Here is a 24,694-nt window from a genome sequence, read left to right on the forward strand (position 1 = left end):
CGTCCTCCGAGCTGTGTCGCAACCGCGAGGTCGCACGCTTGCCCCGTTTCCACAACTCCGCGCACCGCGCGAACGGTGGATCACGCGCGCAAGCGATCGGAATGATCCAGGATTCCGCTTACCCGAACACCCATGAGAGGCGCACAAGCCCACTCGGGTTGGCCACTTATCCTGGCGCTGATTGCCTTGCCCTTGAAGCGGTTCATGCGCTGGGTTCGCGGAAACGTTGCGCAGCTCGATGCCCGCCTGAGGTCTGGAGGGTCTGGAGGGAGAAGCGACACTTCGAGCACGACAACCATCGTCACTGTGCTCATCCGGACCACCCCCGACGCCACCCACGCCCTGGCCCAGTCGAATCCCGTGGGCTGAGGCAGGGATGCCCCTACTCCAAGATCATCCCTGCCGGCTCGCGTCCGGATAAATGATGAGGTCAAGCCCCAGCTCCTCCCAGGCCAAGGGCAAGGTGGTCTCACGGATGATGGCCTGGAGGTCGTCCCGGTCGGCAGTTACGGCCGGTCCGGAGTAGCCGTGCCTGCCGTTGTGGTGCCGGGTGTCCCTGCCAGCTCGGGACATCTCGGCGACAAACGTCGTGTAGTAGTCGTTCTCGTAGTCGGCCTTGGTCATGTTGGTCATTTGTAATCCCTACCCTGAGGCACTCAGCCTCAGCCTGGATGTCGTCATCTCAGAGCGGGCTCCAACACCCGCCAAAGTGCATCTGCCCTTGCAGCCCGTTCCTCTTGGCCGGGCTTCGTCTTGAGCCAGACGGCGACTCTGACCAGCTCCATGGCCTCTCGTGGGCTCGACATCGGGTAGTACGGGCTCATTGATACCCACCGGAGCGTGGCCTTCTCGCGTTCGAGGAGCAGACCGTCGGGGACATCTTCCGGCCGGATGGAGAACGCGATGGCGAGTTCAACAAGCGTCCTCTGCATAATGTTGATCGCCGATCCTGCCCTGAGCCGCTGTACGGCGCCCCGTACCTCCGGGAGGAGGTTGGCGTCAGGAAACCCAGGAGGCGCGGGGAAGGACTGGTGCTGCTCGTCGTTGCCCGTACGACGACGGAGGTTCTCCCACTCGGAGTCGATCGGGTCGTCCTCCCAGACCTGGTGTGCATCAGGCATCGGCTCTTCCCCGAAAGTGAACCGGCCCGGGGCGTCGCTTGACCAAGTACCAGATACGATTCACTCCCATGTCGATGGTCGAGCACGAGGGGTTCCTCCTGTACGACAAGACGTCGGCCAGGTACGGATCCACGACGAACGAGACGTAGTAGTGGTTCTGGTGTCTTCGGAGGAACCGCCGGATGCCCTCAAGCTCGACCTCGAAGCGGGTCATCGTCTTCGGCATTTGCACGGGTGGGTAGACTCGGTTGTCCACTTGTCCGATGAGGGTCGCGCTTCTACCGTCCTCGACCACCTTGATACTGACGATCATCGGCCCCGTCCCCTCTTTGTGCCTGCGGTTTCAAGGTGGTCACCACAGTGCCAGATCGAGATCGTCGTCGCCTCAGGCGGGTAGTAGTAGTGGATGCGGAGGACATTCGGTCGCTTGTTCCCAGCCTTGATGTGACCGCCGGCAAACACGTACCGGCTCCCGGACTTGACCAACCTTTGCCGGACCAGATCCTTGTCGGCTTTCGTCTCGGCCGACTCGGTCAGAGCCAGCTCAAACCCCGACCTGTTGCGGAACTCGACCTCCAAGTCGCAGCCGGTTCGGTAGATGTCGTAGAGGTGGGTGGCTACGGCTCGAAGCGCTCTCCAGGCCGTGTTGATCTCGGCGAACTTGGAGATCGCAGCCGATCTCCTGGCTTCCTCCGTGAAGGTGATCTTGTCTCCGAACAGCTTGGCGGCCAGGTCCACGACCTCCAGAAGGGACTCGGGCAAGCGCTTGATGTCTGGCCGAAGCTGCTCCAACACCGCTACCCGGTGGGCGAGGGCCTGAACCTCCATGGCCGACTCGTACCGCTCGGGCAGCGTGGCGATATGGGGAACAAGCTCCTCGGAGGTCATCCTGAGCGTCTTGCTGAGCTGCTCGTTTTCGGCTTCGAGACCGGCCATGTACTCGTGGTCATCGAGCCGGCCGGCTTCCTTGCGGAGGAAGTCGGTGAACTCTTTGGCCTCTGGGTCTCTTCGCCGTGAGACCATGGCCCGTCGCATCTTGCGGTTCAGGGAGGTCACGGGCTGGACTCCTCGATATCGACGCCTTGCTCGGCCGCGATCTCCTCGATGACGGAGGGCGTCCTGGCCGGTGCTGGAATGCCCCGGCTCTGTCCGTGGTATCGAAGCAGCAACTCCACCGCATCGATCATCAGTTCACTCGCGGGCCGGTGCTCGGAGACGACGAGATGCCGGAGTAGATCGTGGTGCTGGCTGGGCAAGTCGAATCTGATGGCTACAGAACTCTTTCGAGGGTTGGACATGAGGTGCCTCCTGTCCTTGCCGTGCAACAAATGCATTACCGCCCTGCCAGGCGATTGATTAGGACTCGTAGGTCCATTGCCACCACGGTTCGGGCGCTTGCCCCACGCAGCCGAAGGGCCAGTTCTAGGAGGAGCTGACCGAAGGCCGACGAGGGCGTTGGTGGAATGACGAAGCCGTGGTCCAGAGCACTTTGTCGTATCCGCTGGAGTTCGTCGTCCGCTTCCCATAGCGCATCCGGGACATCCTGAGGACTGAGTCCGTTACGAAAACCGCTTCGTAGGATGTCTCTTCTCAGAGTGGTCTCAGTGCGTCGTCCGTTAAGATCGCGAAGAATGTTGGTCAGCATGACCCCCTCATGAGCGTACAGTCGCAGGTCAAGCGGTGTTTCCTGTTGCTGTGTAGGAGCGGGGTCTGGCGTTCTTGGAGCGGTGGCGGCTGGTGCTCGGTGCCGCAGCTCATCCCAGCAGTCTTGCAGGTTGTGCGGGTCGTCACTGTCGTCAGGCATGTGCGTGTCCTCCTGCACATGCCGGTTAACAAGGAGTTCATCGACCGTCGGGTCTTGCCCGTTCTTTCCAAGGGCACGGGCCAATCGATGGTCTGAGCTACTACTTCCCAAAGAGCCCTGCACTCTTCGAGCCTCCAAGAAGGACTTCCAGGGAGTTCGGCCCTGTTAGGGATTACACACATATAGCTTCTGATCTCCTGATCCTGATCTCTGATCAAGATCAGGGGATCCAGAATATGTATGTGTATTCCCTAACACCGGCGTGGCTCTTCGGTTAGAGGTCTCCCTCTGAGAACCCGTCCTCACCAGCCGGTCCAAGGCAACCTCCTGAGAGGTAGCGGCAACCGAAGTTCACCGAAGCAAGGAAGGGCTTGAACAGGGGGTTGTCCCGGTTCTTCAGGTTCCCGATGAGAGTGGTCCCGTTCGCCCGGTGCTCGTCGTTCAGGTATGTAGTGGTGATGACATCGGCCGATCTCTCGGCCTCGTTGGCGTAGGACAAGGCGCTCATCTTGTACCGGCCGTTTGCCTTGTCCGCCTCGTCCTTCCCCTGACGGTTGATCTGGAAGAGCATTAGCACCGGAATTCCCCCTCCGTGATTGAACTGGAGAGCCATCTTCTTCGAGTCCCGAAGGACGGTGTTCAATGCGACCGTGTACTCACGCCACCGGCCGTCGAGTCGCACGAGCCCTCCGTGGTCGATGATCACCAGCCCGACTTCCTTGCGGCGGTGCATCTGCTCCGCGTACTGCTTGATCTCGGCGAGCGTAACCTCACGGTCCGGACACCAAATGTCGAGGGCGCAGTATTCCGGGCTGGTCTCGATATCGGTGATGCACCCCTGGAGGAACGCCTTGTCGTCGGCAGACAACTCTCCATCGCGGACCTTGCGGTAGTCCAGGGTCGGCCTGCCACCCCACCGCTTGTGGGCGGAGTGCATGACGTGGAGCAACCTGAGAAGTTGCTTCCGGGTCATTTCCAGGCTCACGTAGAGAACGTTGCAGCGGTACCTGGTGACGAGATTGTACGCCCAGGTCAGCGCGAGGGAGGTCTTCAGCTCGCCGGGGAACCCAGCGTGCAACCAGAGTTCGCCCTTCTTGACACCCCGGCAGACGACATCGATCTCCTCGATGCCGACGAACCTGCCGGCCGACTTGCCTCGATCTGCCTCGGCGGCGAGATAATCCTCCCAGGTCTCTCGGGCATCCCGACGAAACTCCCCGTGGGACTTTTGCTCACCAGGCCCGAGCACGATGTTGGAAGTCTCTGCGGCCAGGAAATCCAGGGCGTCCTTGGCGCCCTTTTGGGTAACGGGGTTCTTCCCGTTCTTGATAGTTCGGCCCTTGATGGCGATGTCCTTGGCCTCAAGGGCGACGGTCGCCACGCGGATGTCGAGTTGCTCCTGGGTCCAATTGTCGAGGAGTGCTGCGAAGTCGGTGCGGCCGTAGAGCGGGGTAGCCTGGATGTCGCGGACATGCTCCAGCACCTCGATCTCATCGATCGCTTCGAAGTAGTCTCGTACGGTCTGGATGCTGGGACACTCCAGGTGGTGGGCGAAGTGGCCCTTCACGAAGCCGAAGATTGAACGAGCCCAGGGTTCCGGGGGCGCAAACGTCGCTCCAATGAGCCGAGACATGTTGACTCGAAGCAACTCGGGGTCGTCTTTGCCCAAGTTGATCGTCGAGCGGAGTAGCCGAACGGGGTTCATCCTGCCCGGCCCTTCTTGAGCGTTGCCCGCTTCTCCCGCATGTACTCCCGCATGTACTTGCGGTGGTAGGTCTTGTAGTCCGAGGTCTTCTTCACCTCCCTCGTGGCCAGAGCCCGGAATATCCTGAACTCGCTGGTCGTGTAGATGTCGTTGAGCACGCTGTGTGCCCAGAGGGGCGTCTGGTTCTCGGACATGTCTTTGACGGCTCTCTTGAACGCTGACCATCGCCTCCGCGCTGCCGGTAGATGATCAGGAAAATCAACCAGGGCGCCCATCAACTCCAGCATTGAGTCTCGAATCGGGCCGAGCAGTTGGTCAGGGGTCATGGCAGCGTCCTCCGGTTGAACCCCATGAGGGACCCCTCAAGACTGGTCCACTTGAAGTTCTTTCCTGGCAGCTCGGCCAAGGGTAGGGGCGAGTAGATCCAGATGGGGCGGTAATCCCGTGCGATGATGGCCGAGGCCACGGCCTCGCCGGTTGCGCTGTTCCCAGAGGCGACACCGAGGACCAGGACGAGAAGGCCGGCGTACTCGGCGAGTGGTGCCACGCCGCCCGAGGATGACTCGGTCACATAGGCCCGTGTCAGGTGCTCGTCGTTGATGACCTTCGGCGGTGTTGGATCGGCGAGACTCGAATAGAGGACTGGTGAGAGCCACCGGCTGAAGTTGTCCCAAGGAGCGACGATGAACATCCGCCTCGAACCAGATGAAGCCACCGTTGTCCGAGGGTTCGGCAGCGGGATGTATGGGTACCGGCGGACAAAGTGCTCGTCGAGTTGGCACTCGCAGCAGACCCACACGGTCCACTCGTAGGACTCGCCGAGCACGCGATGGCCACGTCGATGCTCGTACCGGCCTCCGGTGCCTGAGCAAATTCCGCAGGTCGAACCGGGCGAACCTGAGACTTCCGGTGTACAATCATTCTGAGAGGTCATCCCAAAGTCCTCCAATCGGCCTCGGGTGCCCTTCCCTACTGGTGAGTCTGGCGGGGTTCCCGGGGCCGAGTGCTGTCAGCCGACGGTGGTGGCGTGGTTGGGGTTGGTGTTTTCGAAGCGCTCCCGATCGAAGAAGCACTTCAGGGCCTCGGTGACGACCTCGGCATTTGTCCGGTCTGTACCCCCAGCCACCGCTCGAACCTCAAGGAAGAGTGGTTCTTCGATGCGGACGTTCAACACTCGCTTGGGCTTGTCTGTCATGGTCAACCTCATCTAGGCGGAGCAACTGCTCCACTAGGAGGAAGCTGATAAGGACTTTCGCGCAGACCCCTCAGAAATCCGACATACACACGCGGCGGTCGGTGCCTGGCTCTGCAAATCGGGTAGAATGCTCAGACACGATGTCTGAGGCGGAGATCATGTTCCTGACACGGTTCCTGATCACCGCCGAGGGCACTTCGGCACCTGGAGAGGTCCCCCTCGACGAGGTCACTGCCACCTGTACAACGACGCTGCTCGGCCGCTCGATGCGGCTCTATCTGGTCCCCAATTCGGGAGACCGGTGACCCTGATAGCGCCCCGTTACCCGGCTTGCACCCCGACCCCGCGTTCGGTGCTAGGATTGCGAGCGTCATGAGCGCAACCGCCTTCGTCCAGTTGCCGACCCGGACCGACCCGGTGCAAGCGGAGATCGACGGTCAGCTCACGGGGTACTGGATTGAGCCGGGAGACGAGCTGCCGGTGAACAAGCCGCAGTACGACCCGACTGGTGCGATCCTGCTCGCGGGGCACGTCAACCAAGACGTGACAACCCACGCCCTGTCCCTGGTGCGCCTCAATGACGGCATTTGGCGACCGCTATCTCATGCCGCCGTGCTTACCTACTTTCACACGACAGGGCTTTTCGACGGAGAGACCTGGCGCTTCGTGACCTTCGAGGGGGCGACCCGTCGGGTCTTCGACTGCTTCCCTCCGCTCCAGGAAGTTGATCTCCAGGAAGTCGAGCGGAGGTTCGGGCGCGAAGCCCGCGTCCGTGCCCGCGATGACTACCCGACCGTCGTCTTTGAAGTCCGACGCATCGATGCCGAGTGAAGCCGAGAAGCTGGGCCGGACGCTTCGACGATCCTGGATGCACTCGCCGGAGTGTGTCCGATTCCTGGACGAGATTCGGATCCAACGCCAAAACGATCTGGTAGTCGGAAAAGCCGCTGGACCGTCCGAACGGCGGAACGATCAAGGCCCCATGAGTTTCAGCCAGCTTGTAGGGCTGGCCAGTGCCGGTTGCTCGGACGGTGTGGTTTCATGTGCTTCGTACTTGGCTGTCACCATCGCGTGTGCGCTGGTCTCCGAGCTGCTCGCCACCCTCTTCAACGAGGAACGCCGAGCCGGGGGCGTTTTCGAGGTCACACCGGATCAGCTCGATCCGGTCAGGCACGAGAAGCAGTTGTCGCTGCTCGCCCTCCGCAACGCGGTCTGCCATCCGGGCTACCTTCCGGCCCCCGTAAACGACAGGTCTAACATTGACCACCTTGCCGAATTCGTTGGCTACGAGATCCCTGCTCTCCAAGACGATCTTCGACAGGACCGCACTCAGGTCACCGGAGTTCGGCTGGCCCGCTGGGCTGTAAGACGAACAGATGACCTTGGGCGCTTCGAGATCGGTCGGGCGCTCGTTCGGGAACTGGAAGACCGTGGACATTCAGTCACGAAGCCCCAGGCACGCGAGATCGAGAAGAAGGCGAAGGATTGGAACGTTCTGCCAAAGCTGATCGACCGAATGCCCACAGCAAGCAGCGCCGCCGAACTGCTCTCGGTGAGCTAGCCGGCCAGTCCGTCCCCTCCCTCGACCTTGTGCAGCCCACTTTGCACCCACCGGCTTGCACCTTGTGCAGACCGGTTTGCACCACGAAATTTTGTACCGTTGGTGGCGCTTGTACCGATGGTCGAGGCGCTCGGACCGCGTTTTTCATGCTGATTGAGCACGTGATGGCTCAATCTGCACCAGGTGCAAGCGACTTCCTAAACCGTGGGTCGTACGTTCGAATCGTATCGGGGGCGCTGAGCCGGTGCCAGTCAGGCGCGGGCCCGGCTGCGTTCGCCGTGGGGTGCTATGATGCCCTCGATGGCGCAACCGAAGCTCCCGGCGGACCCGGTGCCAGAGGCGCTGAAGCCCCTCGTCGATCAGCTCGCGTCGTTGCCCGAGGAGCAGCGGGAAGCCGTGATTCACGCGGCGCGGCGGGAGCACAGCACGCTCAGGCTTCGACCGGTTCCCTGGGATCACCTGCTCGCCGCTGTCGGCAAGGTGAACCTCGGCGGGGACGCCATCGAGGACTGCGAAGCCCTCTACGATGGCTGAGGTCGTCCTCGACGCGAACGTCCTCGTCGGGCTGCTCGACGCCGGGGACGTGCATCACGCGCGTGCAAGGTCGCTCGTCGACCGGCTCCAGGCCGACGGGCATTCCACGGTGCTCTTGGACGTATTGGTCGGGGAAGCCGTGTCCGTGCTGTGCCGGCGACGGGACCGGCGCACGCAGCCGCCGCAGCTCGAGCCCGCCCTCGGGTTCGTCCGGCAGTGGTTTCAAGCGGGCGATGTCACGGGCGTCCAGGGCGAGGCCACGAGGCTGGCCGAGGACATCCTCGATGTGGTGCTCGCGACGCAGGGCACGCTGAACTTCAACGACGCCTTGCTGGTAGTGCTTCGGCGCGAGGGCGTGATCGACAGCGTGGCGTCCTTCGACCAGGGGTTCGACCAGGTGGAAGGATTTGGCCGCATCGAGTAGCGGCACATGAAATCCACGCTCTTCACGATCGTGTTCAGCGCCTGCACCGGATGTTCGACGGCCGACGACTCATCCTTACCCCGTGACGCTTCTCCAGACGACGGGCATTCCGACGTCTCGACGACCGATGCTGGCGACTCCGGAACCGATGCGAGCGGAGGCACGTCGGGGTCCGCAGGGGATACGGGCGGTGGAGACGCGAACGACGCGGGCCAGGACGTCGATTCTGGCGAGCCAGACCCGGTCTGTGAGGGCCTGGATGAGCCGACTTGCAAGGGCACTTCCGGTTGTATTGCTCTGTATGGCCAGAATTACTCGACTGGCAGCTTCGGCTTCGCGGGCTGTGCTCACTGGTGCGTGGGCAGCACGTCCGGCACCTGCGGGATCGCTCCGGACAAGTCGTGTTGGAAGTTTTCGGACAGCTGCGTCCCCGACGGTTGGACGCCGATATACTTCTGTTCGTCCCCAGCCCAATGCACGGCGGTGTTGGACGCGGCAACGGAATCGGAGGAAGCACCTCGACGGGTGGCAGCGGTGGGGCCAGCGGCGGCAGCGGTGGCTCTGCGGGCGGCACGGGCGGCTCTGCGGGCTCGGCCACGGGCGGATCTGCGGGCTCGGCCACGGGGGGTGCGGCCGGCTCGGGAACCGGCGGCGCCGCCGGCGCGGCCTGCAACACGCTCGTGAACATCGGCACGGAGGTCGCCGAGACGCCGGGCACCGGCACCGCGCCGACCCCCGCCGGGGGCCCCACGCCGCCGGACGGGAAGTACGTGCTGACCAAGCTGGAGGTCTACCCGGGCAGCGCGGCCACCAGCACCAAGCACAAGATCACCACCGAGCTGACGGGGACGACGGCGCAGAACGTGGTCGAGTCGACCGGCTTGCCGATACGGCGCGACACCTGGACGGTCACGCTGTCGGGCACCTCGTTCGACGTCACCGTCACCTGCCCGAGCAACGGGCTGACCTTCAGCTCCGGCTACTCGTCGACGACGACCGAGTTCAAGCAGATCGTCACCGCGGGAGCGACCACGCAGGTCTTGACGTTCACGAAGCAGTAGTAGGGCTCGCCCTTCAGGATGCTGAGCCCGCGGTGGAGCTGCCCGAGCAGGACCACGCGCGCCAGGCGGTGCGGCGGGGTCATGCTCGATGGGCTCAGGCGCAGCTGCGACGCACTCACATCGAATCGAGCGTCGCGTACAGCGTGGCCAGGCTCGTGGTGCGCAGCACGACCTTCATGCTCGAGAGCTCGATGATGAAGGCCGTCTCGCGGGGGGCCAGGTCTTCCACGATGCGCATGCCGGCGCCGGCGGGGTCGATGGCGGTCGTGAAGGGGATCTCGCGGTCGCCCACCCAGGCGTCGAGGTGCACGACCTCCGCCTGCACGCTGTGGGAGCCGCCTTCGCCCAGGAGCTCGACGAACAGGAAGCGGTCGGCGTAGCTCGGGTACTTCAGGGCCAGATCACGGGCCGCTGCCTTGCACGCGCTTCACGTGAAGCCCGAGACGTGGAAGACCGCGTGCTGCTTCTGAGTCGACGCGCGGATGTCGGCGAAGCTGGTCGGGGCGAGGGCAGCTTCGTACGCGAGGCCGGTCGTGGCGTCGCGAACGTAGCCGAGCAAGGTCAGGTTCGCGAGAACGTCGCCAGTCTGGGTGCCGTAGGGCCCCGACGGGTAGACGCCGCCGCCGTTGTCGGGCGCGTCCGTGCTCGCGTCAGCGCTGGCGCCAGCGCCGCCGCCCACGCCGAAGGCGCCGCCGCTCGCGCCGACGCTGCCGGAGCTTCCGCCGGCGGCGCTGCCGGACCCAGCGGGGGAGCTCTGCCCGCAGGCGACGGCGAAGACGAGCGCAGCAACGGCGCCCAGCCGAAGGAAGACCCGCATCGGGACTAGACTACGCGATCCGCGCCCAGTCAGTTTCACCCCGACCCGAGCCAGTCGCTCGCCAGCGCCAGGGTGCGGGCGTTCTCCGGCACATTTTCCAGGAAGCTCCGCCGGGACTCGGGGTCCTGGATGGGACGGGCAGCGTCGAGCAGGGCGTCGCGGGCGCGCCGGATGGCCTCCCGGGCCTCGTCCGTGCGCCCGTTTGCGGCGAGCGCCTCGGCGTGGGTCAGGCGGATCAACTGGCCGCCGTCCTCGACCTGTCCCGCGATCTCCAGGCTCTCGTGGGCTTGCCCGGCCACGTCGAGCGCCTCCTCCAGCTTGCCCCGCCCGAGCAGCACCTGCGCCAGGCAAGCCAGGCCGAAGCCGTGGGTGGCTGGGGTCTCGGCCATCAGCGCCGAGCCCATCCGCGCCTCGATCTCGGCAGCCTCGGCCTCGCCGCGCGCCAGCTGGATCAACGACAGGTAACAGTGCGAAGCGCCCTGCAGGCGCCAGTCCTTCACCTTCGCGTAGCCTTGCACCGCGCGCTCCTCGTAGTCGAGGGCTTCGGCCAGGCGCCCGAGCCGCGCCAGGACCAGCCCGCCGTTGTGCAGACACGAAAGGCGCACGTTCTCGAGACCCATGCGCTCCGCCTGCGCGAGCGCGGCTTGAAAGCCCGCCAGGGCTCCGGTGTAGTCCCCGAGCAAGAGGCGCTCGTAGCTCGCGTCCGCGCGCTGCTTGCAGGCGACGCGCAGGTTGCCGGCCCGCTCGGCGGCCGCACAGCCGGCTTCGTCGTGCGCGAGGCTCCCCGAGAGATCGCCGGCGAAGAGCGCGACCCAGGCCTTGGCCAGGTGCTCGGCGTGCTCCAGCACGGGATCGTCCGTGCGCGCGCTGCGCTCGCGCCCCAGGTGCTCGACCGCGGCGCGCACCAGCTCGTGGCGCCCGGCCCGGAGCAGCTGAGGGATGGCGCGGCTCAGCGTCGCCGCGACGCGAGTGTCTCCGAATGCCTCGGGGTGCTCCGCCAGCCGCTCGACGGCGCCCACCAGGCGGTCGAGCTTGCCGATCCGCGATTCGTGCAGCCCGCTCTCGAGTCGGGCATGGATCTCACCCAGGCTGCCCGAGGGAAGCGCCAGGGCGGCTTCCTCCGCACGCTCTGCGGCCTCGGCGTGCCGCCCCTGCCATTCGATGGCGTCGCACTCGATCATCAAGAGCTGGCCCAGGGTCTCGCCCTCGGCGCCGATCTCCCGAGCCCGCTTCACGCAGGCGGAGACCCGAGCGAAGTCGTTGCCCGCCAGCGCCTGCTCGGCCGCGCGGCGATAGGCCAGGGCGGCCTTCTGCGACTCGCCGGCTTGATCCCAGTGCTCGGCGAGCAAGAGCGCGTTGCTCTCGCCGACCTCCGTCAGCCACTCCGCCGCCAGCCGGTGGCCGAGCGCCCGATCCTCCGGCGTCAGCATGCGATACGCCGCGTCGCGCAGCAGCGAGTGACGAAAGGCGTACTGCTCGCGTCCGGGCAGCTTGGTGCCGGGTTGGCGCGTGACCAGCTCTCGCGCGCAGAGCTCCGGCATCCAGTCCTCGCCGCGCGGGGCGTGGCGCGAGCCGAGCAGGCGCGACACGCCCTCGGGCCAGAACGTCTCGCCGAACACGCTGCACGCCCGCAGCACGCGCCGCGCCTCCGGCTCCAGCGCCTCGAGTCGGGCGCCGACCATGGCGAGCACCGTCTCCGGCGGGCCGTCCCCGGCGCCCGACGCGATGGAGCGGATCAGCTCTTCCAGGTAGAGCGCGTTGCCGTCGGCCTGCGCGACGAGCTGCGTGATGCGCTCGTCTTGGGTCCCCGGACCGAGCACGTCCCGCGCCAGCTCCGCGCAGGCCTTCTTGCTCAGCTTGCGCAGCGGCAGCTCGACCAGATCGCGCACCTCGCGCAGCCGTGGAAAGACCTCGAACACCTCCGGACGGCCCAGCATCACGGTGAAGACGGGCATCTCCGGCAAGCTCGTGGCCAGCGAGAGCGCCAGGCTGAGGCTGCCCAGGTCGCCCCAGTGCAGGTCGTCGAGCACCAGCAAGAGGGGCCCGGCGGCGGCCTCCGCGCGGAACAGATCCACCCAGGCGCGGCCGATCTGATCGCCCAAGAGCTGCGCGTCGCGACGCGCGGCCAGGAGCTGCACCTGCTCGCCTTCCTCGAAGGGGATGCCCGCCATCTCGCCCAGGAAGGCCGAGACGCGCTCGACGTCGCCGGGCGGGACTCGGAGCGACACGCGGCCGCGCAGTTTGTCGCGCTGCACGGCCAGCGGCTCTGCGTCCAGGGCACGCGCCGCACGGCGCAACGCCCGCGCGGCGAGCGCGTATGGAGCGCCGGCGCTCATCGGATCGCCGCGCCCGACCCAGACTTCGACGTCGCGCGCCCGAGCCACCCGGCCGAGCTCGCTCACGACCCGCGACTTGCCGAGCCCGGCGGCGCCGGTCACCAGCGCCAGCCGCGCGCCCGGATCTCCGATCGACTCCTCGAGCACGTCGCACAGCGTGCGGATCTCGTTGTCGCGGCCGAGGCACGGGGTCTGCTTGCCGAGCAAGGTGCGGCCGACGTCGAGCGCATCGTGCTCGGCGACCAGGAGCCTGAGCTCGCCGTGCGTCTCGATCTCGAACGCGGCGTCGAGCAGTCCGGCCGCCGCCGAATCGAGCGCGATGGGCGAGCCGTCCGGCGACAGACTGGTGACGGCGCGCAGGATCGACGCGGCGCGGTCGATCACCTCGCCGGACGCGGTGTGCTGCGCCATCATGCCCAGGCCCAGCGACACGGCGAAGCGCATGGCCGGTAGCGCTGATCTGAGCGCCAGCGCGCAGCGTGCCGCCCGCGTCGCCTGCTCGGCAGCGGTGCCGCCGACGGTGAAGGTCACGATCACCGAGCTCGCCGCCACGGCCTCCAGACGACCGCCGAAGCCCGCCGCGATGGTCCTCGCCCGCCCGAGCGCGTCGTCCATCTCGACCGGCGTCAGCGTCGGAGCCGTGGCCAGGTCCACCTCCTGACCCCGCCACGAGTCCGCCATGATCACGCCGAGCAGGCGCTGCTCCGTCGCCGTGAGCGAAGGCCGGCGCGCGCTGCGCGTGGTCCGGTCCGCGACGCCCAGCTCCCCGAGCTCGGCGATCTCCACGGCCGCTGCGTTGCCGTTCAGCGGCCGCTGCTCGCGCTCGCGTGCCAGCATCCGCGCGACGAGCTCGTCCACTGGCGCTGGCACCTCCGGGCAGAGCTCGGTGACCCGCGGCGCGCGCGCGATCACGATCTTGCCCAGGATGGCCATCGGGTGCTCGCCGGTGAACGGCGGCGAGCCGGTCAGGCACTCGAACAGGAGGCAGCCGAGCGACCACACGTCCGCCCGCGCGTCCAGGTCGCGCTCACCCCGCGCTTGCTCCGGGGACATGTAGGCCGGCGTGCCCAGGGTGGTGCCGGTGCGTGTGGCGTTCGCGGCGACCACGCGGGCCACGCCGAAGTCGAGGAGCTTGGGCCGGAGCGGATCGCCCTCGACCAGGAACACGTTGCTGGGCTTCACGTCACGGTGGATGACGCCGATGGAATGGGCCGCGCCCAGCGCCTCTGCCACACGGCGCGCGAGGATCAGCGACTCGCGCATGGTCAGCCCTCGCCCGGCCAGGCGCGCCGCCAGGTCCTCGCCCGAGAGCCACTCGAGGGCCAGCCAGAGCCGACCTTCGTCCAGGCGCCCGTGCGCGACGTGGCGCACGATTCCCGGGTGAGTGAGCTGGGCCAGAAGCTCGGCTTCCCGCGCGAAGCGCCACTCGTTCTTGGGTGCGGCATTCAGCAGCTTGAGCGCCACCAGCGAGCCCGTCAGCCGATCCCTCGCCCGGTACACCGAGCCCATGCCGCCGGCTCCCGCCAGGGCCTCGGTCTCGAAGCGGTCGGCGATGAGCTGCGTGTCGGACATCCCGCGCTAGCTCGCGTCCTTCGCAGGGATGAAGCTCATCGCGCGCTCGGCCAGCGCGGTGATGGTGAGCGACGGGTTCACGCCCGGGTTCGCGCTCACCGCCGCGCCGTCCACGACGAACAGGCCGTCGTAGCCGAAGACGCGGTGCCGGTGGTCGATCACGCCCTCGCGGGCGTCGCGTCCCATGCACGCACCCCCCAGGATGTGCGCGGTGGTCGGGATGCCCATCAGCGTCTCCGTGGCCAGCGTGGCCAGCACGCCTCCGACCTTCTCGGCGAAGCGCCGCGCCAGATCGGTCGCCTCCGGAATGAACGCCGTGGGCGCCTGCGCCCCGGGCGACAGCTCGCTGACCACCCCGCGCCGGAAGCCGGTGAACGCGCTCTTGCCCAGGCGCAGGCGCAGGCTGCCCTCGAGCGTGCGCATGTAGAGCAGGATCTGCGTGGTCTCCGACATGCGCTTGGTGGTGTAGACCCCGAACCACTTCTTGGGATGCGCCACGTAATCGCGCGCCACCCCGAGCAGGCGCGCGAGCGGATTCCGGCTCGGGGAGTGCGGCAGAGTCAGGGTCCGGAAGAACGACGAGCCGGCGCCGTAGCGACAGGGCTCGATGTGGCTGTGCTCGTCGGTGTGGAGGATCGAGGTGATGGCCACACCCCGGGTGAAGTCCTCCGTCGAGTCCGGCGCGTTCACGGCGATCAGGGACTCGCTGTTGGTGCGCACGAACTCACCGAGCCGCGGCGAGAGCGCAGGCAACCCGTCGGGGTCTTCGCGCATCGCCAAGAGCAAGGGGATGGTGCCGAGCACTCCGCCGGCGAACACCACGTTCGTCGCCTCGAAGCTGCTCCGCTTCGCCGGGTCCAAGCTGCCGCGAGTCTCGAGCAGGTAGCCGCCGCCGGGGCGCGCGCGGACCGCGGTCACCTCCGTCTCGGGAAGCACTCGGGCGCCGCGCCGCTCCGCCAGGTAGAGGTAGTTGCGATCCAGGGTGTTCTTCGCGCCCACCCGGCATCCCGTCATGCACGCGCCACAGTGCGTGCAGCCGGTACGCTCCGGCCCCTTGCCGTCGAAGTAGGGGTCGGGGACTTCCTTGCCGGGCTCCCCGAAGAAAACCGCGACCTCGGTGGGTCGAAAGCCGTCCTCCCGTCCGATGTCGCGGGCGATCTCCCGGAGCACGCGGTCGCCGACGGTGACCCGCGGGTTCGGCGTCGCGCCGAGCATGCGCTTGGCCGTGGCGTAGTGCGGCAGAAGCTCGTTCTTCCAGTCGGCCAGATCCTTCCAGGACGGATTGGCGAAGAAGGGATCGGGCGGCGTGGGCAACGTGTTGGCGTACACCAGCGAGCCGCCCCCTACCCCCACGCCGTGGAGGATGGTGACGTGCCGCAAGAACGTCATCTGGAAGATGCCGCTCAGACCGAGCGCGGGGTTCCACATCCAGCGCTTGAGGTCCCAGTTGTCCTTCGCGAAGTCTTCCTTGGCGAAGCGCCGGCCCTTCTCCAAGACCAGCACTCGGTAGCCCTTCTCGGCCAGGCGCAGCGCCGACACGCTGCCGCCGAAGCCGGAGCCGATGATCACGTAGTCCCAGGGCTCGGTCATGCCTCAGCCTATCGCGAACGGCGCCGGCGTGGCACGCCCGCCGCGGCGTAGCTCGCGAAGCGCTCGACGAGGAAGTCTCGGAAGGCGCTGACCTTGGCGGGCAGGTGCCGCGAGGAGGCGTAGACCACGTTCAGGGAGCCGAGCCCCGCGGTGGCTGCGCCGAGCACGTGGACCAGCCGCCCCTCCGCGACGTCGCGCGCGATCGCGCTGGACGGGACGAGCCCGATGCCGTTGCCGGCGAGCAGGGTGGCGCGCACGATGCTGAAGTCGTCGCAGGCGATGCGCCCGCGCACCTCGAGCGCCGTCTCGCGAGAACCCACCCGGAGCTCCCAGCGCGCGCGACCCCGGGTGGGGCGGAACAACACCAGGTCATGGCGCGCGAGCTCGGCGAGCGCACGTGGCTCGCCGCGACGCGCGAGGTAGTCGGGTGACGCGCACAGCCAGCCTTCGACCTCGCCGAGGCGGCGGGCGATGAGCGACGAGTCGCGGAGAACGCCGGCGCGCAGCGCGACGTCGAAGCCCTCCGCCACCAGATCGACCACGCGCTGCGTGGCGACGAGCTCGACGTCCACCTCCGGGTGGGCGCGGAGGAAGTCGCCGATCACGTCCGACAGGAAGGTCGCCGCGATGTCCGTCGGCGCGGTCACCCGCAGCCGTCCGCGCGGGACCGTCTCGCTCGCCTCGACGTCTCGGACGGCGTCGCGCAGGGCGAGCAGCGCAGGCGCGACGCGCAGGTGCAGCTCCGCCCCCTCCTCGGTCACGCGCACGTGGCGCGTCGTGCGGTGGAGCAGGCGCACACCCATCGCCGCCTCGAGCCGCGACACCGCGCGGCTCAGCGTCGAGGTCGGAACACCGAGCTCCCGGGCCGCCTTGGCGAAGGCGCCCAGCTCGACCACGCGCACGAAGCCGGAGAGGTCGTCCAGGGCGGGAGCGGCGGCAGCGCGCGAAATCGCTGGCATCGCAACGAGTTTCCCTGATTGTTGCATAAATGCAACGGTGAGTTCCCTCGCCGGCGGGTACCGCGTGCCGGGAGGGCGAGCCAGATTCGGCTGGCCAAACCAAAAGGAGACTCCCGATGACCACCTCGCGTACCACCCTCGGCCTCGTCCTGGGCCTGACCCTCTCGTTCAGCGTCGCCTGCGAAGACCCCACCCGGGACAAGCCGAAGGCCGGGGCCGCGGCCCCTGTGGCGACCGCCGCCGCCGCTCCCGCAGCCGACACGCAGACCCTGTCCTTCAGCGCCGCCGGCTCGAAGATCGAGTTCGTCGGCGCCAAAGTGACCGGCAAGCACGACGGCTCCTTCGGGCAGTTCACCGGCAACGTAAAGCTCGTCTCCGGCGACCCGACCAAGAGCCAGGTCAGCGTGGAGATCGACGCAGCTTCGATCAGCTCGGACAACCCCAAGCTGACCGGCCACCTGAAGAGCCCGGACTTCTTCGACGTGGAGAAGTTCCCGAAGGCGCGCTTCGAGTCCACCAGCATCAAGGCGGGCGGGGACAAGGGCGCCACGCACACCGTGACCGGCAATCTGGAGCTGCACGGCGAGAAGAAGAGCATCACCTTCCCCGCCACCATCAAGACCGAAAACGGCTCGACGTCGGTGGACGCCGAGTTCTCGATCAACCGCAAGGACTTCGGCCTGAACTACCCGGGCAAGGTGGACGACTTGATCCGGGACGACGTGCTGATCAAGCTGACGATCCGCGCGAGCGCCAAGCCGAGCTGACGTTCACCGGTACTCCGCCGCGAGCTTCATCTCGAGGGTGCCGGAGCCGGCGACCTTGCGATTCGGCTTGTCGCCCGGCGCCGTCACCGTGACCTGGCCCCCGAGCTCGAGCTCGATGGGCCAGCCGCTCTCCAGGAGCAGCAGCACCGCGCCCTTGGAGCGGATGGTGGTGGTCGCGCCCTGGCGCTGATCGGTGATGGTCATCACGAACTCGAATTTTCCGACCTTCTTGCCGGCGCGCTCCTCCGGCCCCACGAAGGTGAACTCCACGTCGCCGTAGCTCTTGCCGTCGCCGAACATGTCGGCCAGCACCTCCTTGGGCGGGGTGAACCTCTCCCCCGGGGCCATCGGGTGCTTGGGGACGAAGGCGGCGAACTGCGGCGGCTTGCCGAACTCCTTGTTGTCCTCGAGCAGCGCCTCGCGCTCGACCTCGCTGACCGGCTCGCCGCCACCTCCGGTGATCACGACCTTGCCCTGCTCGAGCGCGATCACGTAGGTCTTGCCCGTGAGCGGGCTCGGCACGCGCTGCTCGCGCTCGCCCTTCTTGGAAACCTTGACCAGCTCCTCGTAGTGGACCTTCTTCTTGGTCACCGCCTTGCCGTCGTTGGCGAGCACGGTGGTGCTGCGCACCATGCGCTTGCCTTCGCCGCTCTTCTCGCTGGCGACGAGCTTGCCGTTTTCGGTCATCTGCACCTCCAGCGCCAGCACGAAGGACTCGCGGTCCTTGCGCTGGCTGCCGGGCTTGGGCAGGACGAACGCGAACGAGGTCTTGCCATCGGCGCTCGGCGCCTCGCTCGCCGCGGCGGGCTCCGAAGGGGCGCTCGAGCCTGGGGGTGCGGGGCTTTCTTCGGGGGTCTCGCCGGGCGGCTGGGCGGCTCCGCCGCAGCCGACGAGGAGGGAGAGCGCCAGAAGGGAGCAGTGAATGGCACGCATTTCCAGCGAAGCTAGCGCCACAACCGGCGAACCTCCAGCTATCCTTCCCAGCATGCGCTTCGGCACTCTCTTTGTCTGCTCGACCCTCCTGGGCTTCGGAGCTCTGAACGCTTGTGGCAGCGACGAGGAACCCGCGCCGACGAATACCGACACCGACGCCGGCGTGGACGGCGGCATCGAGTGGTGCGGCGCGAGCGGCGTGAGCAAAGGGCCGTGGGCGCTCCACGTGGACGGGCAGAGCGCGCTCTTGCGCTGGGAGGCCTGCCGCGAGGGGACCTCGGGTGAGCTCAGCTTCGGCGTCGAAGGCGGCGCGCTCGACCAGAAGGCGACGGCGACGCTCACGCCGGTGGAGATCCCGGTCACCTACCTGGCTGCGCTCGCGCCCAAGCAACCTCAGGACTTGGCCGGCACCTACTACATGTACGAGGCGGCGCTCGGAGGGCTCGAGCCGGGCAAGTGCTACGCCTATCAGCTCACCCAGGACTCCGCCCGGAAGGGTCGCTTCTGCACCGCGCGTCCCAGCGGTCAGAGCTTCAAGATCCTGGCCATGGGCGACACCAACCCCGGGCTCAACGACACCACCGTCAAGCTCCTCGCGCTGATGGACAAGGAGGGCTACGACCTCACGCTCCACGCCGGCGACATCCAGTACTACGCCTCGGGCCTCGAGAGCTGGCAGCACTGGTTCGGGCTGATGGCCCCGATGTTCGAGCAGGGCGCGTTCCTGCCGGCGGTCGGCAACCACGAGTACGAGCAGAACCAGGAGTTCGAGCTCTACTACGAACGCTTCTGGGACAAAGCCGGGTTCGACGGCAAAGACGGCCTGTTCCGCGCCGAGTCCGGCGGCCTCTGGTTCTTCTTCCTGAACACCGAGACGGACTTCGACCCCGGCTCGGCCCAGGTCGCGTGGTTCAAGACGCAGCTGGAGGACGCGGCCAAGCGGCCCGGCTACCGCGGCAGCATCGTCACCTACCACAAGCCCATGCTGACCTGCGGCGACATGAGCCAGAACGACGGCATGCGCGCCGAGCTCCAGCCGCTCTTCGAGCAACACGGCGTCCGGCTGGTGCTCCAGGGCCACATGCACGGCTACGAGCGCTTCGAGGTGCCGACCGCGGCCGATCCGACGAAGACCCTCACCTACCTGACGGTGGGCGGGGGCGGCGGCCTGATCGGCAAGATCGACGCCAACATCGACCGCCCGACGTGCAGCATGCGCAAGAGCTCCGGCGCCTTCTACCAGATGACAGTGCTGGAGGTCGGGCCGAGCTCGATCAAGGGACGCACCATCGACGTGGACGGCAAGGAGCGCGACGCCTTCGAAGTGCCGCTGCCTTGAGGCTCACACCCGCTCGTCACCGTCTTGGCACGGGCACGGAGGGGCGGCGGGAGCGCGGGGCGGATGAGCGGGCCCCAACTCAAAGCATGGCGTCGAACTTCAGCTCCTGGCTCCGCTGCCGGAGCTCGGCTTCGACCGACACCTTGTCCTGGCGCGACTGCGCGAGCTCGGCGTTCAGCCGGGCGAGCTCGTCCTCGTCTCGCGTGAGCTCGGCCACGTAGCGCTCGCGCAGGCGCTGCTCGTCCCGCGAGTCGCGCAGCGCGCCCAGGTTCTCGCGCACCCGCTTCTGCTTCTCGCCGATCTCGGCGATCAGCCGCTGGAGCTCCGTCTGCCGGCGCATGGACTCGGCCACGCGCTCGTTCAGGGCCACGATCCCGGCCAGGGCGTCGTGGGCCGCCTGGTCCAGGTAGCGGCTCGCCGTCCAGACCTTCAGCTGATCGCGGGTGGTCTGGTTCAGGTAGATGCTCTCCCACTGATCCCCCTGCTCGCTGACCACGAAATGGGTCTCGCCCTTCGGCACGTCGAAGCGGAAACGCTGGTAGCTCTCGGTGGTCTCCATCGGCTTCGGCGTGTCCACCAGCCTCCAGCCGTGCTCGAAGCGGTGCTCCAAGAACAGGTCGATCGGGACGTCGGTCTTGTTGGTGACGCGGTAGATCGTGCGCGCGATCTTGAAGCGCAAGAGGTGAAAGACGCCGTTCACGATGCGCACGGCATGCACGTCCCGGGTGTCGCTCTCGTGGTCGATGGCGACCACGCAGCCGAGCTCCACGGAGTAGGGAACCAGGCGCTTCTCGCCAGGCTTCAAGGTCTCGAGCATCGACTCGCCGACGTAGGCTTCGTCCTCGAGCACCGTCAGCGGTCCGCCTTCGAGGGTGAGCCCGGTGGTGTTCTCGAGCCAGATGGCCGAGAGCGGGTTCTTGTCCCGGATGCTCTGGTTGTAGATCGCGACGCGCTTGCCCGAGAGCGCCGCCGACAAGATCGGCACCAGCGCCGATTGGTTGCGCTTCACCGTCACCGGCCGGTCGAGCACGTACTGGAACAGATCCCCCACCTGCACCGTGCGGGTCTGCACCACGGTGCTGCGCTCCCGCGCCTGCGCGCGCGTGCCGGGGCTCGGCGGCGGCGGGGCCATGCGGGGGGCGGGCGCCGCCATCGCGGCAGGGCGGGCCGGGGGTGGCATCATCCCGGCCATGGTGCGGATCTCCGAATCTTCCTCCGCCGCGCCGGCGTAGGCCGCCTGCTCCAAGATGGGCGGGGCGTAGGCCTCCTCTTCCTGCACCTCCACCGTGGGCCGGCGCCGGTGCCGGGGCGAGTACAGGTCATGCACGAAGGAGATGGGCAGCCCCGCGACCAGCGTCAGCGCGACGTCGTCCCAGTCCTCGTCCTGCGTGTTGTCCACCAGCGCCCAGCCCTGGATGCGAGTCTCGGGCTTGCCGAGCATCACGCGGTACGAGGTCTTCCAGACCGGCGTCTCCACCACGTAGCTGGCTTGCACCGGCCGCGAGCCGGCGCCCTTGGCGAAGATGGTCAGGCGCTTCAGATCCTTCTTCTTGGCGCCGATCAGGATCTCGAGCAGGTGTCCGAGGTCTTTCCTCAGCCCATCGTCGAGGAAGTCGAGGGCCTTGATCTCGGCCAGCTCGAAGGCGCGCAGGCTCGACCCGCCCACCAAGAGTACCAGCTGGTGCTCGTGCAGCGTGTCTTCGCCGACCTTGCGCCAGCGCGTCTCGATGCCGGCGACGACCCCCTCCACCTCGTCGCTGCCCGCGATGACCTTCACGCGCGCGCCCTTCACCTGCTCGAGCAGACCGCTCAGGCTGTTGCCGTCCGGCAGGCGGATGGCCACGTCCTCCAGCCGCTTCTCGGTGGGAAGAGTGGACTCGTAGCTGATGCTGGAGATGTGCCCCTCTCCCAGATCCAGCACCGTGAGGGACTTGAGCACGTCGTTCATCTCGGCGGCCTTGAACGCGAGATCGATGCTGGCGTCGCCTTCGACGCTGCCCTCGCGCTCGAAGTAGCCGACACCATGCTTGAACAGGACCACGCGGCGGATCGGCAGGACGTGCGTCATGGTCCGCCGACGCTAACATTGAGCTATGCTCGCCCGCATGAGCCGCCTGAGCTGGCTGTCGATCATGGTGTTTGTCGCGGGTTGCGGCGCCAGTGGGGGCTCGGGGGGCGCGAGCGGCGCCGCCGGGCAGGCCGGCACCTCCGGTGGCGGAGGCGGCAGCGGCGGCGGGGGGAGCGGCGGCAGCTCCGGCACCGGCGCCCAGAGCGGCGGCAGCGGCGAGATCGGTGAGCCCTGCACGTCGAACGCGGACTGCAGCGCCGTGCCGGGAGCGGAGTGCTACACGACAATCGGCGGTGGGCCGGTCCCCACGGTGACCTTCCCGGGCGGCTTCTGCTCCAAGACTTGCGACACCCAGTCCACCGAGAAGGAGTGCGGCGAGAAGGCCGGCTGCGCCTCCATCGGCCAGTCCGGCGGACGCGTCAGCACGACGCTGACCCTCTGCACGCCGCCCTGCGCTTCGGACGCGGAGTGCCGCATGGCCGAAGGTTACAAGTGCTTCCAGATCATCCCGGGTATCGGGGTCTGTACGCCGCCGTGAAGGGGAGCCGGCCGAAGCTCGCTACTTCTTGTCCCGCAGGTCCCGGCGCGTGGAGCGCGGTAGACGGTCGAGCGCGGGAAGCACCTGGAAGGCTTCCTTGCTCGGCAGCCAGAGCGCACCCTCGACGGCCGCATCCGTGAGGGAGCCGTCATCCACCCAGGCGCTGAACACGCCGGGGTCGTCCGCGACCAGGATGAAGTCGGGCTTGTCGGGCAGGCCGTCCAACACGGCCAGGCGCGAGCCCGCGACGCGGATGGAGAAGTCGCCTCCTCCCGTCTTGATGCCGAGGGTGTAGCAGCGGTTCGCGAGATCTGCCTGAGCGCGCCGGCTCTTCTCGACGTCCGCGGCGAGCTTGGTCATGGCGGCGAGCGCGGCTTCCTTGGCCTCGAGCTTGGCCGGATCGCGCTTCACCTCGGGCGTCGCCGGGCTCGCGAAGTTCAGCTCCGAGGCCATCAGCGGTTGCTTGCCCCTGAGCTTTTCCGGGACCTCCGCCATCGGCACGAAGAACATGTCCCGTATCGAGCCCTGGCGTTCGTCCTCGAACACCAGCTTGAGCTCGGTGCCCTTCACGAAGATGCCCGGGCGCTCGAGCCCGGTCGTGGTGCGGAGGCGCGCCATCAGATAGGAGGCGATGGGCGCGTCCGTCGCCACGTCCACGTAGCCTCGCGCGAACGGCGCATCGCCGATGAACGAGGCGGAGGGGAAGATGGTGATGGGTGCGGTCTGCGCCAGGACTCCCTTGTGCGGCAGCTCGACCTCGCGCATCTCGGCGAAGTTGCAGTTCGGGCAGTGCCAGGTGGCCGCCGGAACCATCACGTTGCCGCACTTGTCGCACTTCGAGCCGATCAGCTTGCAGTCGCGCAGCGCCATGAAGAAGCGCGAGTGCTCGCCATAGGTCTGCTCGTAGAAGGTGACCATGTGGCTCGTGAACTGCAGGTAGGTCTCGCCGTCGCGCCCTTTGAGCTCGGTCGTCTGGCGCGGCAGGTTGAAGTCGAGCGGCAATGCCGGCTGGCCCTTGGCAACTTTCACGACGCACCTCCTTTACCGAGCTCGAGAATCATGGCGCCGCCGAAGACCGCGTTGATCGCGCCGGTTCCGTGGATCATCCCCAGCGGGACCTTGCGGTTGATCATCTCGCGCCGGCACGACCAGGTGGAGAACATGTTCGAGCCGCCCACGAAGTGTCCGCCGAAGATCAGGCCACCCGACGGGTTGACCAGCACTTTGCCCTTCGGGGGCGCCTCGTCGTCCCGGAGCCGCTTCGGATCCATCATGATGTCGTCGTCGATCAGCTTCCGGGTCTTGCCCGCCGGCACGAAGCCGAGCTCGCCCATGGTGATCATCAGCTGCGCCACGAAGGCGTCGTGGATCTCCACGATGGGGATGTCGCTGGGTTTGACCCCGGCATTCGCGTAGGCGCGCTCGGCGGCGATGCGGTCGGAGTCGATGCGGTGCAGGCGCTTGTAGTTCCCGCCGCGACCGGGGGAGTAGCTCTCGTTGGCGGCGCCGACGCCCTTGACCCAGACGATGGGCTGCCCCGTGCGCTCGGAGATCTCCTCTGCCTTCTTCTCCGAGGCGAAGATGATGGCGCCGGCGCCCTCCGTGTACATGCACACCTCGAGCAGGCGCAGGAACGGCGCGATGATCCAGCGCGAATTCATCACCTGCTCCACGGTGACGGTCTCGTCGCGGCGCTGGGCATAGGGGTTGCGATTGCCGGCGTGGCAAAGGATCTCGACGATCTTGGCCCGCACCTCCGGGTCTCCGATGTCACCGGGGTGGTTGTCGTTGTACGCCATGCAGATCTGCATGTACGAGTCGCTGGCCGTCGCGCCGAGCGGGTACTCGAAGAACGGGTCCCAGCTCTTGGCGATGGTGTCGATGACCATCGGCGTGGCCGTCTTCGAGCGCGGGTCGAAGCAGTCCGTCGCCTTCTCGCCGCCGATGCAGAGCACGCACTCGCTGGTCCCGCTGGCGACCTCCATGTAAGCCGTGCGCATGGCGTAGAACCCGGTGGCGCCGCCGCTGGTCACGCGGGTGCCAGGCTTGTTGGCCATGCCGATCAGACCCGTGAGGCTGCTCTCGGGAATGGCCTGGTGCTCGAAGATGTCGTTGTAGATGCCGTACACGACCGAGTCGATCTCGCTCGTGCTCATCTTGGCGTCTTCGCAAGCGCGGCGGGTCGCCTGCTGGAACAAGTCCCAATACGTGGCTTCGACCCAGCGGCCTCTGCAGTCGGTGATGCCAGCGCCTACGATGCCAACCTTCCTCATTGGGCCGACTCCTCTCGGGTGGTGCGCGAGTCTACCCCCGGCGCGATCGACGCGACCAGGGTCCGGGCCGTGGCTGGGCGTGAAAAGTTTGCCGTGA

General features: G+C 67.1%; 28 protein-coding genes. 9 read left to right on the top strand and 19 right to left on the bottom strand.

All coding sequences use genetic code 11. From position 1 onward, the window contains the following. Nucleotides 1–393 precede the first annotated feature (393 nt). The 9 genes from HS104_24940 to HS104_24980 form a co-directional block, all read right to left on the bottom strand. Entirely contained in the window at nucleotides 394–624 is a 231-nt protein-coding gene (locus HS104_24940) for a hypothetical protein (GenBank protein MBE7483207.1), read from the bottom strand. A 53-nt stretch (nucleotides 625–677) separates the two neighbouring features. Then, on the bottom strand, nucleotides 678–1,121 hold the full coding sequence (locus HS104_24945) for a hypothetical protein (protein ID MBE7483208.1): 444 nt from the start codon (nucleotides 1,119–1,121) through the stop codon (nucleotides 678–680). Further along, nucleotides 1,114–1,434 (bottom strand): hypothetical protein, encoded by a 321-nt coding sequence (locus HS104_24950; protein ID MBE7483209.1) that lies wholly within the window; start codon nucleotides 1,432–1,434, stop codon nucleotides 1,114–1,116. Before HS104_24950 ends, HS104_24945 begins: the two co-directional genes overlap by 8 nt. Continuing rightward, a complete protein-coding gene (locus HS104_24955) occupies nucleotides 1,431–2,177 on the bottom strand; it encodes a hypothetical protein (GenBank protein ID MBE7483210.1) in 747 nt (248 codons plus the stop codon). Before HS104_24955 ends, HS104_24950 begins: the two co-directional genes overlap by 4 nt. After that, on the bottom strand, nucleotides 2,174–2,419 hold the full coding sequence (locus tag HS104_24960) for a hypothetical protein (GenBank protein ID MBE7483211.1): 246 nt from the start codon (nucleotides 2,417–2,419) through the stop codon (nucleotides 2,174–2,176). Before HS104_24960 ends, HS104_24955 begins: the two co-directional genes overlap by 4 nt. Nucleotides 2,420–3,199: 780 nt before the next feature. Beyond that, nucleotides 3,200–4,630 (bottom strand): AAA family ATPase, encoded by a 1,431-nt coding sequence (locus HS104_24965; protein MBE7483212.1) that lies wholly within the window; start codon nucleotides 4,628–4,630, stop codon nucleotides 3,200–3,202. Continuing rightward, entirely contained in the window at nucleotides 4,627–4,824 is a 198-nt protein-coding gene (locus HS104_24970) for a hypothetical protein (protein MBE7483213.1), read from the bottom strand. Before HS104_24970 ends, HS104_24965 begins: the two co-directional genes overlap by 4 nt. 128 nt (nucleotides 4,825–4,952) lie before the next feature. Next, nucleotides 4,953–5,321, bottom strand: a complete 369-nt coding sequence (locus HS104_24975; protein ID MBE7483214.1) for a hypothetical protein — start codon at nucleotides 5,319–5,321, stop codon at nucleotides 4,953–4,955. 318 nt (nucleotides 5,322–5,639) lie between these two features. Further along, a complete protein-coding gene (locus HS104_24980) occupies nucleotides 5,640–5,825 on the bottom strand; it encodes a hypothetical protein (GenBank protein ID MBE7483215.1) in 186 nt (61 codons plus the stop codon). 140 nt (nucleotides 5,826–5,965) lie between these two features. On the opposite strand from HS104_24980, the gene HS104_24985 reads away from it, so the two are divergent. The 6 genes from HS104_24985 to HS104_25010 all read left to right on the top strand — a co-directional run bounded on the left by HS104_24985 (nucleotide 5,966) and on the right by HS104_25010 (nucleotide 9,405). After that, on the top strand, nucleotides 5,966–6,130 hold the full coding sequence (locus HS104_24985) for a hypothetical protein (GenBank protein MBE7483216.1): 165 nt from the start codon (nucleotides 5,966–5,968) through the stop codon (nucleotides 6,128–6,130). 67 nt (nucleotides 6,131–6,197) lie between these two features. Next, nucleotides 6,198–6,656, top strand: coding sequence for a hypothetical protein (locus HS104_24990; GenBank protein MBE7483217.1), 459 nt, complete (start codon nucleotides 6,198–6,200; stop codon nucleotides 6,654–6,656). Between the two features lie 151 nt (nucleotides 6,657–6,807). Next, a complete protein-coding gene (locus HS104_24995; GenBank protein MBE7483218.1) occupies nucleotides 6,808–7,386 on the top strand; it encodes a hypothetical protein in 579 nt (192 codons plus the stop codon). Between the two features lie 300 nt (nucleotides 7,387–7,686). Beyond that, nucleotides 7,687–7,920 (top strand): hypothetical protein, encoded by a 234-nt coding sequence (locus tag HS104_25000; GenBank protein MBE7483219.1) that lies wholly within the window; start codon nucleotides 7,687–7,689, stop codon nucleotides 7,918–7,920. After that, a complete protein-coding gene (locus HS104_25005; protein ID MBE7483220.1) occupies nucleotides 7,913–8,344 on the top strand; it encodes a type II toxin-antitoxin system VapC family toxin in 432 nt (143 codons plus the stop codon). The genes HS104_25000 and HS104_25005 overlap by 8 nt, the downstream gene beginning before the upstream one ends. Nucleotides 8,345–8,817: 473 nt before the next feature. Next, a complete protein-coding gene (locus HS104_25010) occupies nucleotides 8,818–9,405 on the top strand; it encodes a hypothetical protein (GenBank protein MBE7483221.1) in 588 nt (195 codons plus the stop codon). Here HS104_25010 and HS104_25015 read toward each other — a convergent pair. The 6 genes from HS104_25015 to HS104_25040 form a co-directional block, all read right to left on the bottom strand. Next, a complete protein-coding gene (locus HS104_25015; protein ID MBE7483222.1) occupies nucleotides 9,324–9,488 on the bottom strand; it encodes a 23S rRNA (pseudouridine(1915)-N(3))-methyltransferase RlmH in 165 nt (54 codons plus the stop codon). The two genes, HS104_25010 and HS104_25015, sit on opposite strands and share 82 nt — an antisense overlap. A 32-nt stretch (nucleotides 9,489–9,520) precedes the next feature. Next, nucleotides 9,521–9,730, bottom strand: coding sequence for a hypothetical protein (locus HS104_25020; protein MBE7483223.1), 210 nt, complete (start codon nucleotides 9,728–9,730; stop codon nucleotides 9,521–9,523). 102 nt (nucleotides 9,731–9,832) lie between these two features. Then, a complete protein-coding gene (locus HS104_25025) occupies nucleotides 9,833–10,222 on the bottom strand; it encodes a hypothetical protein (GenBank protein MBE7483224.1) in 390 nt (129 codons plus the stop codon). Nucleotides 10,223–10,257: 35 nt separating this feature from the next. Beyond that, complete coding sequence (locus HS104_25030) at nucleotides 10,258–14,130, bottom strand: protein kinase (protein ID MBE7483225.1); 3,873 nt, start codon at nucleotides 14,128–14,130, stop codon at nucleotides 10,258–10,260. Nucleotides 14,131–14,136: 6 nt separating this feature from the next. Then, nucleotides 14,137–15,720 carry a GMC family oxidoreductase gene (locus tag HS104_25035; GenBank protein MBE7483226.1) on the bottom strand — a complete coding sequence of 528 codons (1,584 nt, stop codon included), beginning with the start codon at nucleotides 15,718–15,720 and terminating at the stop codon, nucleotides 14,137–14,139. A gap of 8 nt (nucleotides 15,721–15,728) precedes the next feature. Then, a complete protein-coding gene (locus HS104_25040; GenBank protein ID MBE7483227.1) occupies nucleotides 15,729–16,679 on the bottom strand; it encodes a LysR family transcriptional regulator in 951 nt (316 codons plus the stop codon). A 116-nt stretch (nucleotides 16,680–16,795) separates the two neighbouring features. Here HS104_25040 and HS104_25045 point away from each other — a divergent pair, with 116 nt between their 5' ends. Beyond that, on the top strand, nucleotides 16,796–17,446 hold the full coding sequence (locus tag HS104_25045) for a YceI family protein (protein ID MBE7483228.1): 651 nt from the start codon (nucleotides 16,796–16,798) through the stop codon (nucleotides 17,444–17,446). A 3-nt stretch (nucleotides 17,447–17,449) separates the two neighbouring features. Here the strand turns inward: HS104_25045 and HS104_25050 are convergent, their stop codons facing one another. Next, entirely contained in the window at nucleotides 17,450–18,379 is a 930-nt protein-coding gene (locus tag HS104_25050) for a hypothetical protein (protein ID MBE7483229.1), read from the bottom strand. Between the two features lie 52 nt (nucleotides 18,380–18,431). Here HS104_25050 and HS104_25055 point away from each other — a divergent pair, with 52 nt between their 5' ends. Next, nucleotides 18,432–19,718 (top strand): metallophosphoesterase, encoded by a 1,287-nt coding sequence (locus HS104_25055; GenBank protein MBE7483230.1) that lies wholly within the window; start codon nucleotides 18,432–18,434, stop codon nucleotides 19,716–19,718. 79 nt (nucleotides 19,719–19,797) lie between these two features. Here the strand turns inward: HS104_25055 and HS104_25060 are convergent, their stop codons facing one another. Continuing rightward, on the bottom strand, nucleotides 19,798–21,786 hold the full coding sequence (locus tag HS104_25060; GenBank protein MBE7483231.1) for a hypothetical protein: 1,989 nt from the start codon (nucleotides 21,784–21,786) through the stop codon (nucleotides 19,798–19,800). Between the two features lie 37 nt (nucleotides 21,787–21,823). Between HS104_25060 and HS104_25065 the strand changes: the two genes are divergently transcribed. Next, nucleotides 21,824–22,324, top strand: coding sequence for a hypothetical protein (locus HS104_25065; GenBank protein ID MBE7483232.1), 501 nt, complete (start codon nucleotides 21,824–21,826; stop codon nucleotides 22,322–22,324). A 21-nt stretch (nucleotides 22,325–22,345) separates the two neighbouring features. Here HS104_25065 and HS104_25070 read toward each other — a convergent pair whose 3' ends face one another. After that, entirely contained in the window at nucleotides 22,346–23,353 is a 1,008-nt protein-coding gene (locus HS104_25070) for a hypothetical protein (GenBank protein ID MBE7483233.1), read from the bottom strand. Next, nucleotides 23,350–24,597: a thiolase family protein gene (locus HS104_25075; GenBank protein MBE7483234.1), complete on the bottom strand. Its 1,248-nt coding sequence runs from the start codon at nucleotides 24,595–24,597 to the stop codon at nucleotides 23,350–23,352. The genes HS104_25070 and HS104_25075 overlap by 4 nt, the downstream gene beginning before the upstream one ends. Between the last annotated feature and the right edge of the window lie 97 nt (nucleotides 24,598–24,694).

Source organism: Polyangiaceae bacterium (assembly GCA_015075635.1).
Classification (GTDB): Bacteria; Myxococcota_A; Polyangia; order Polyangiales; family Polyangiaceae; genus JADJKB01.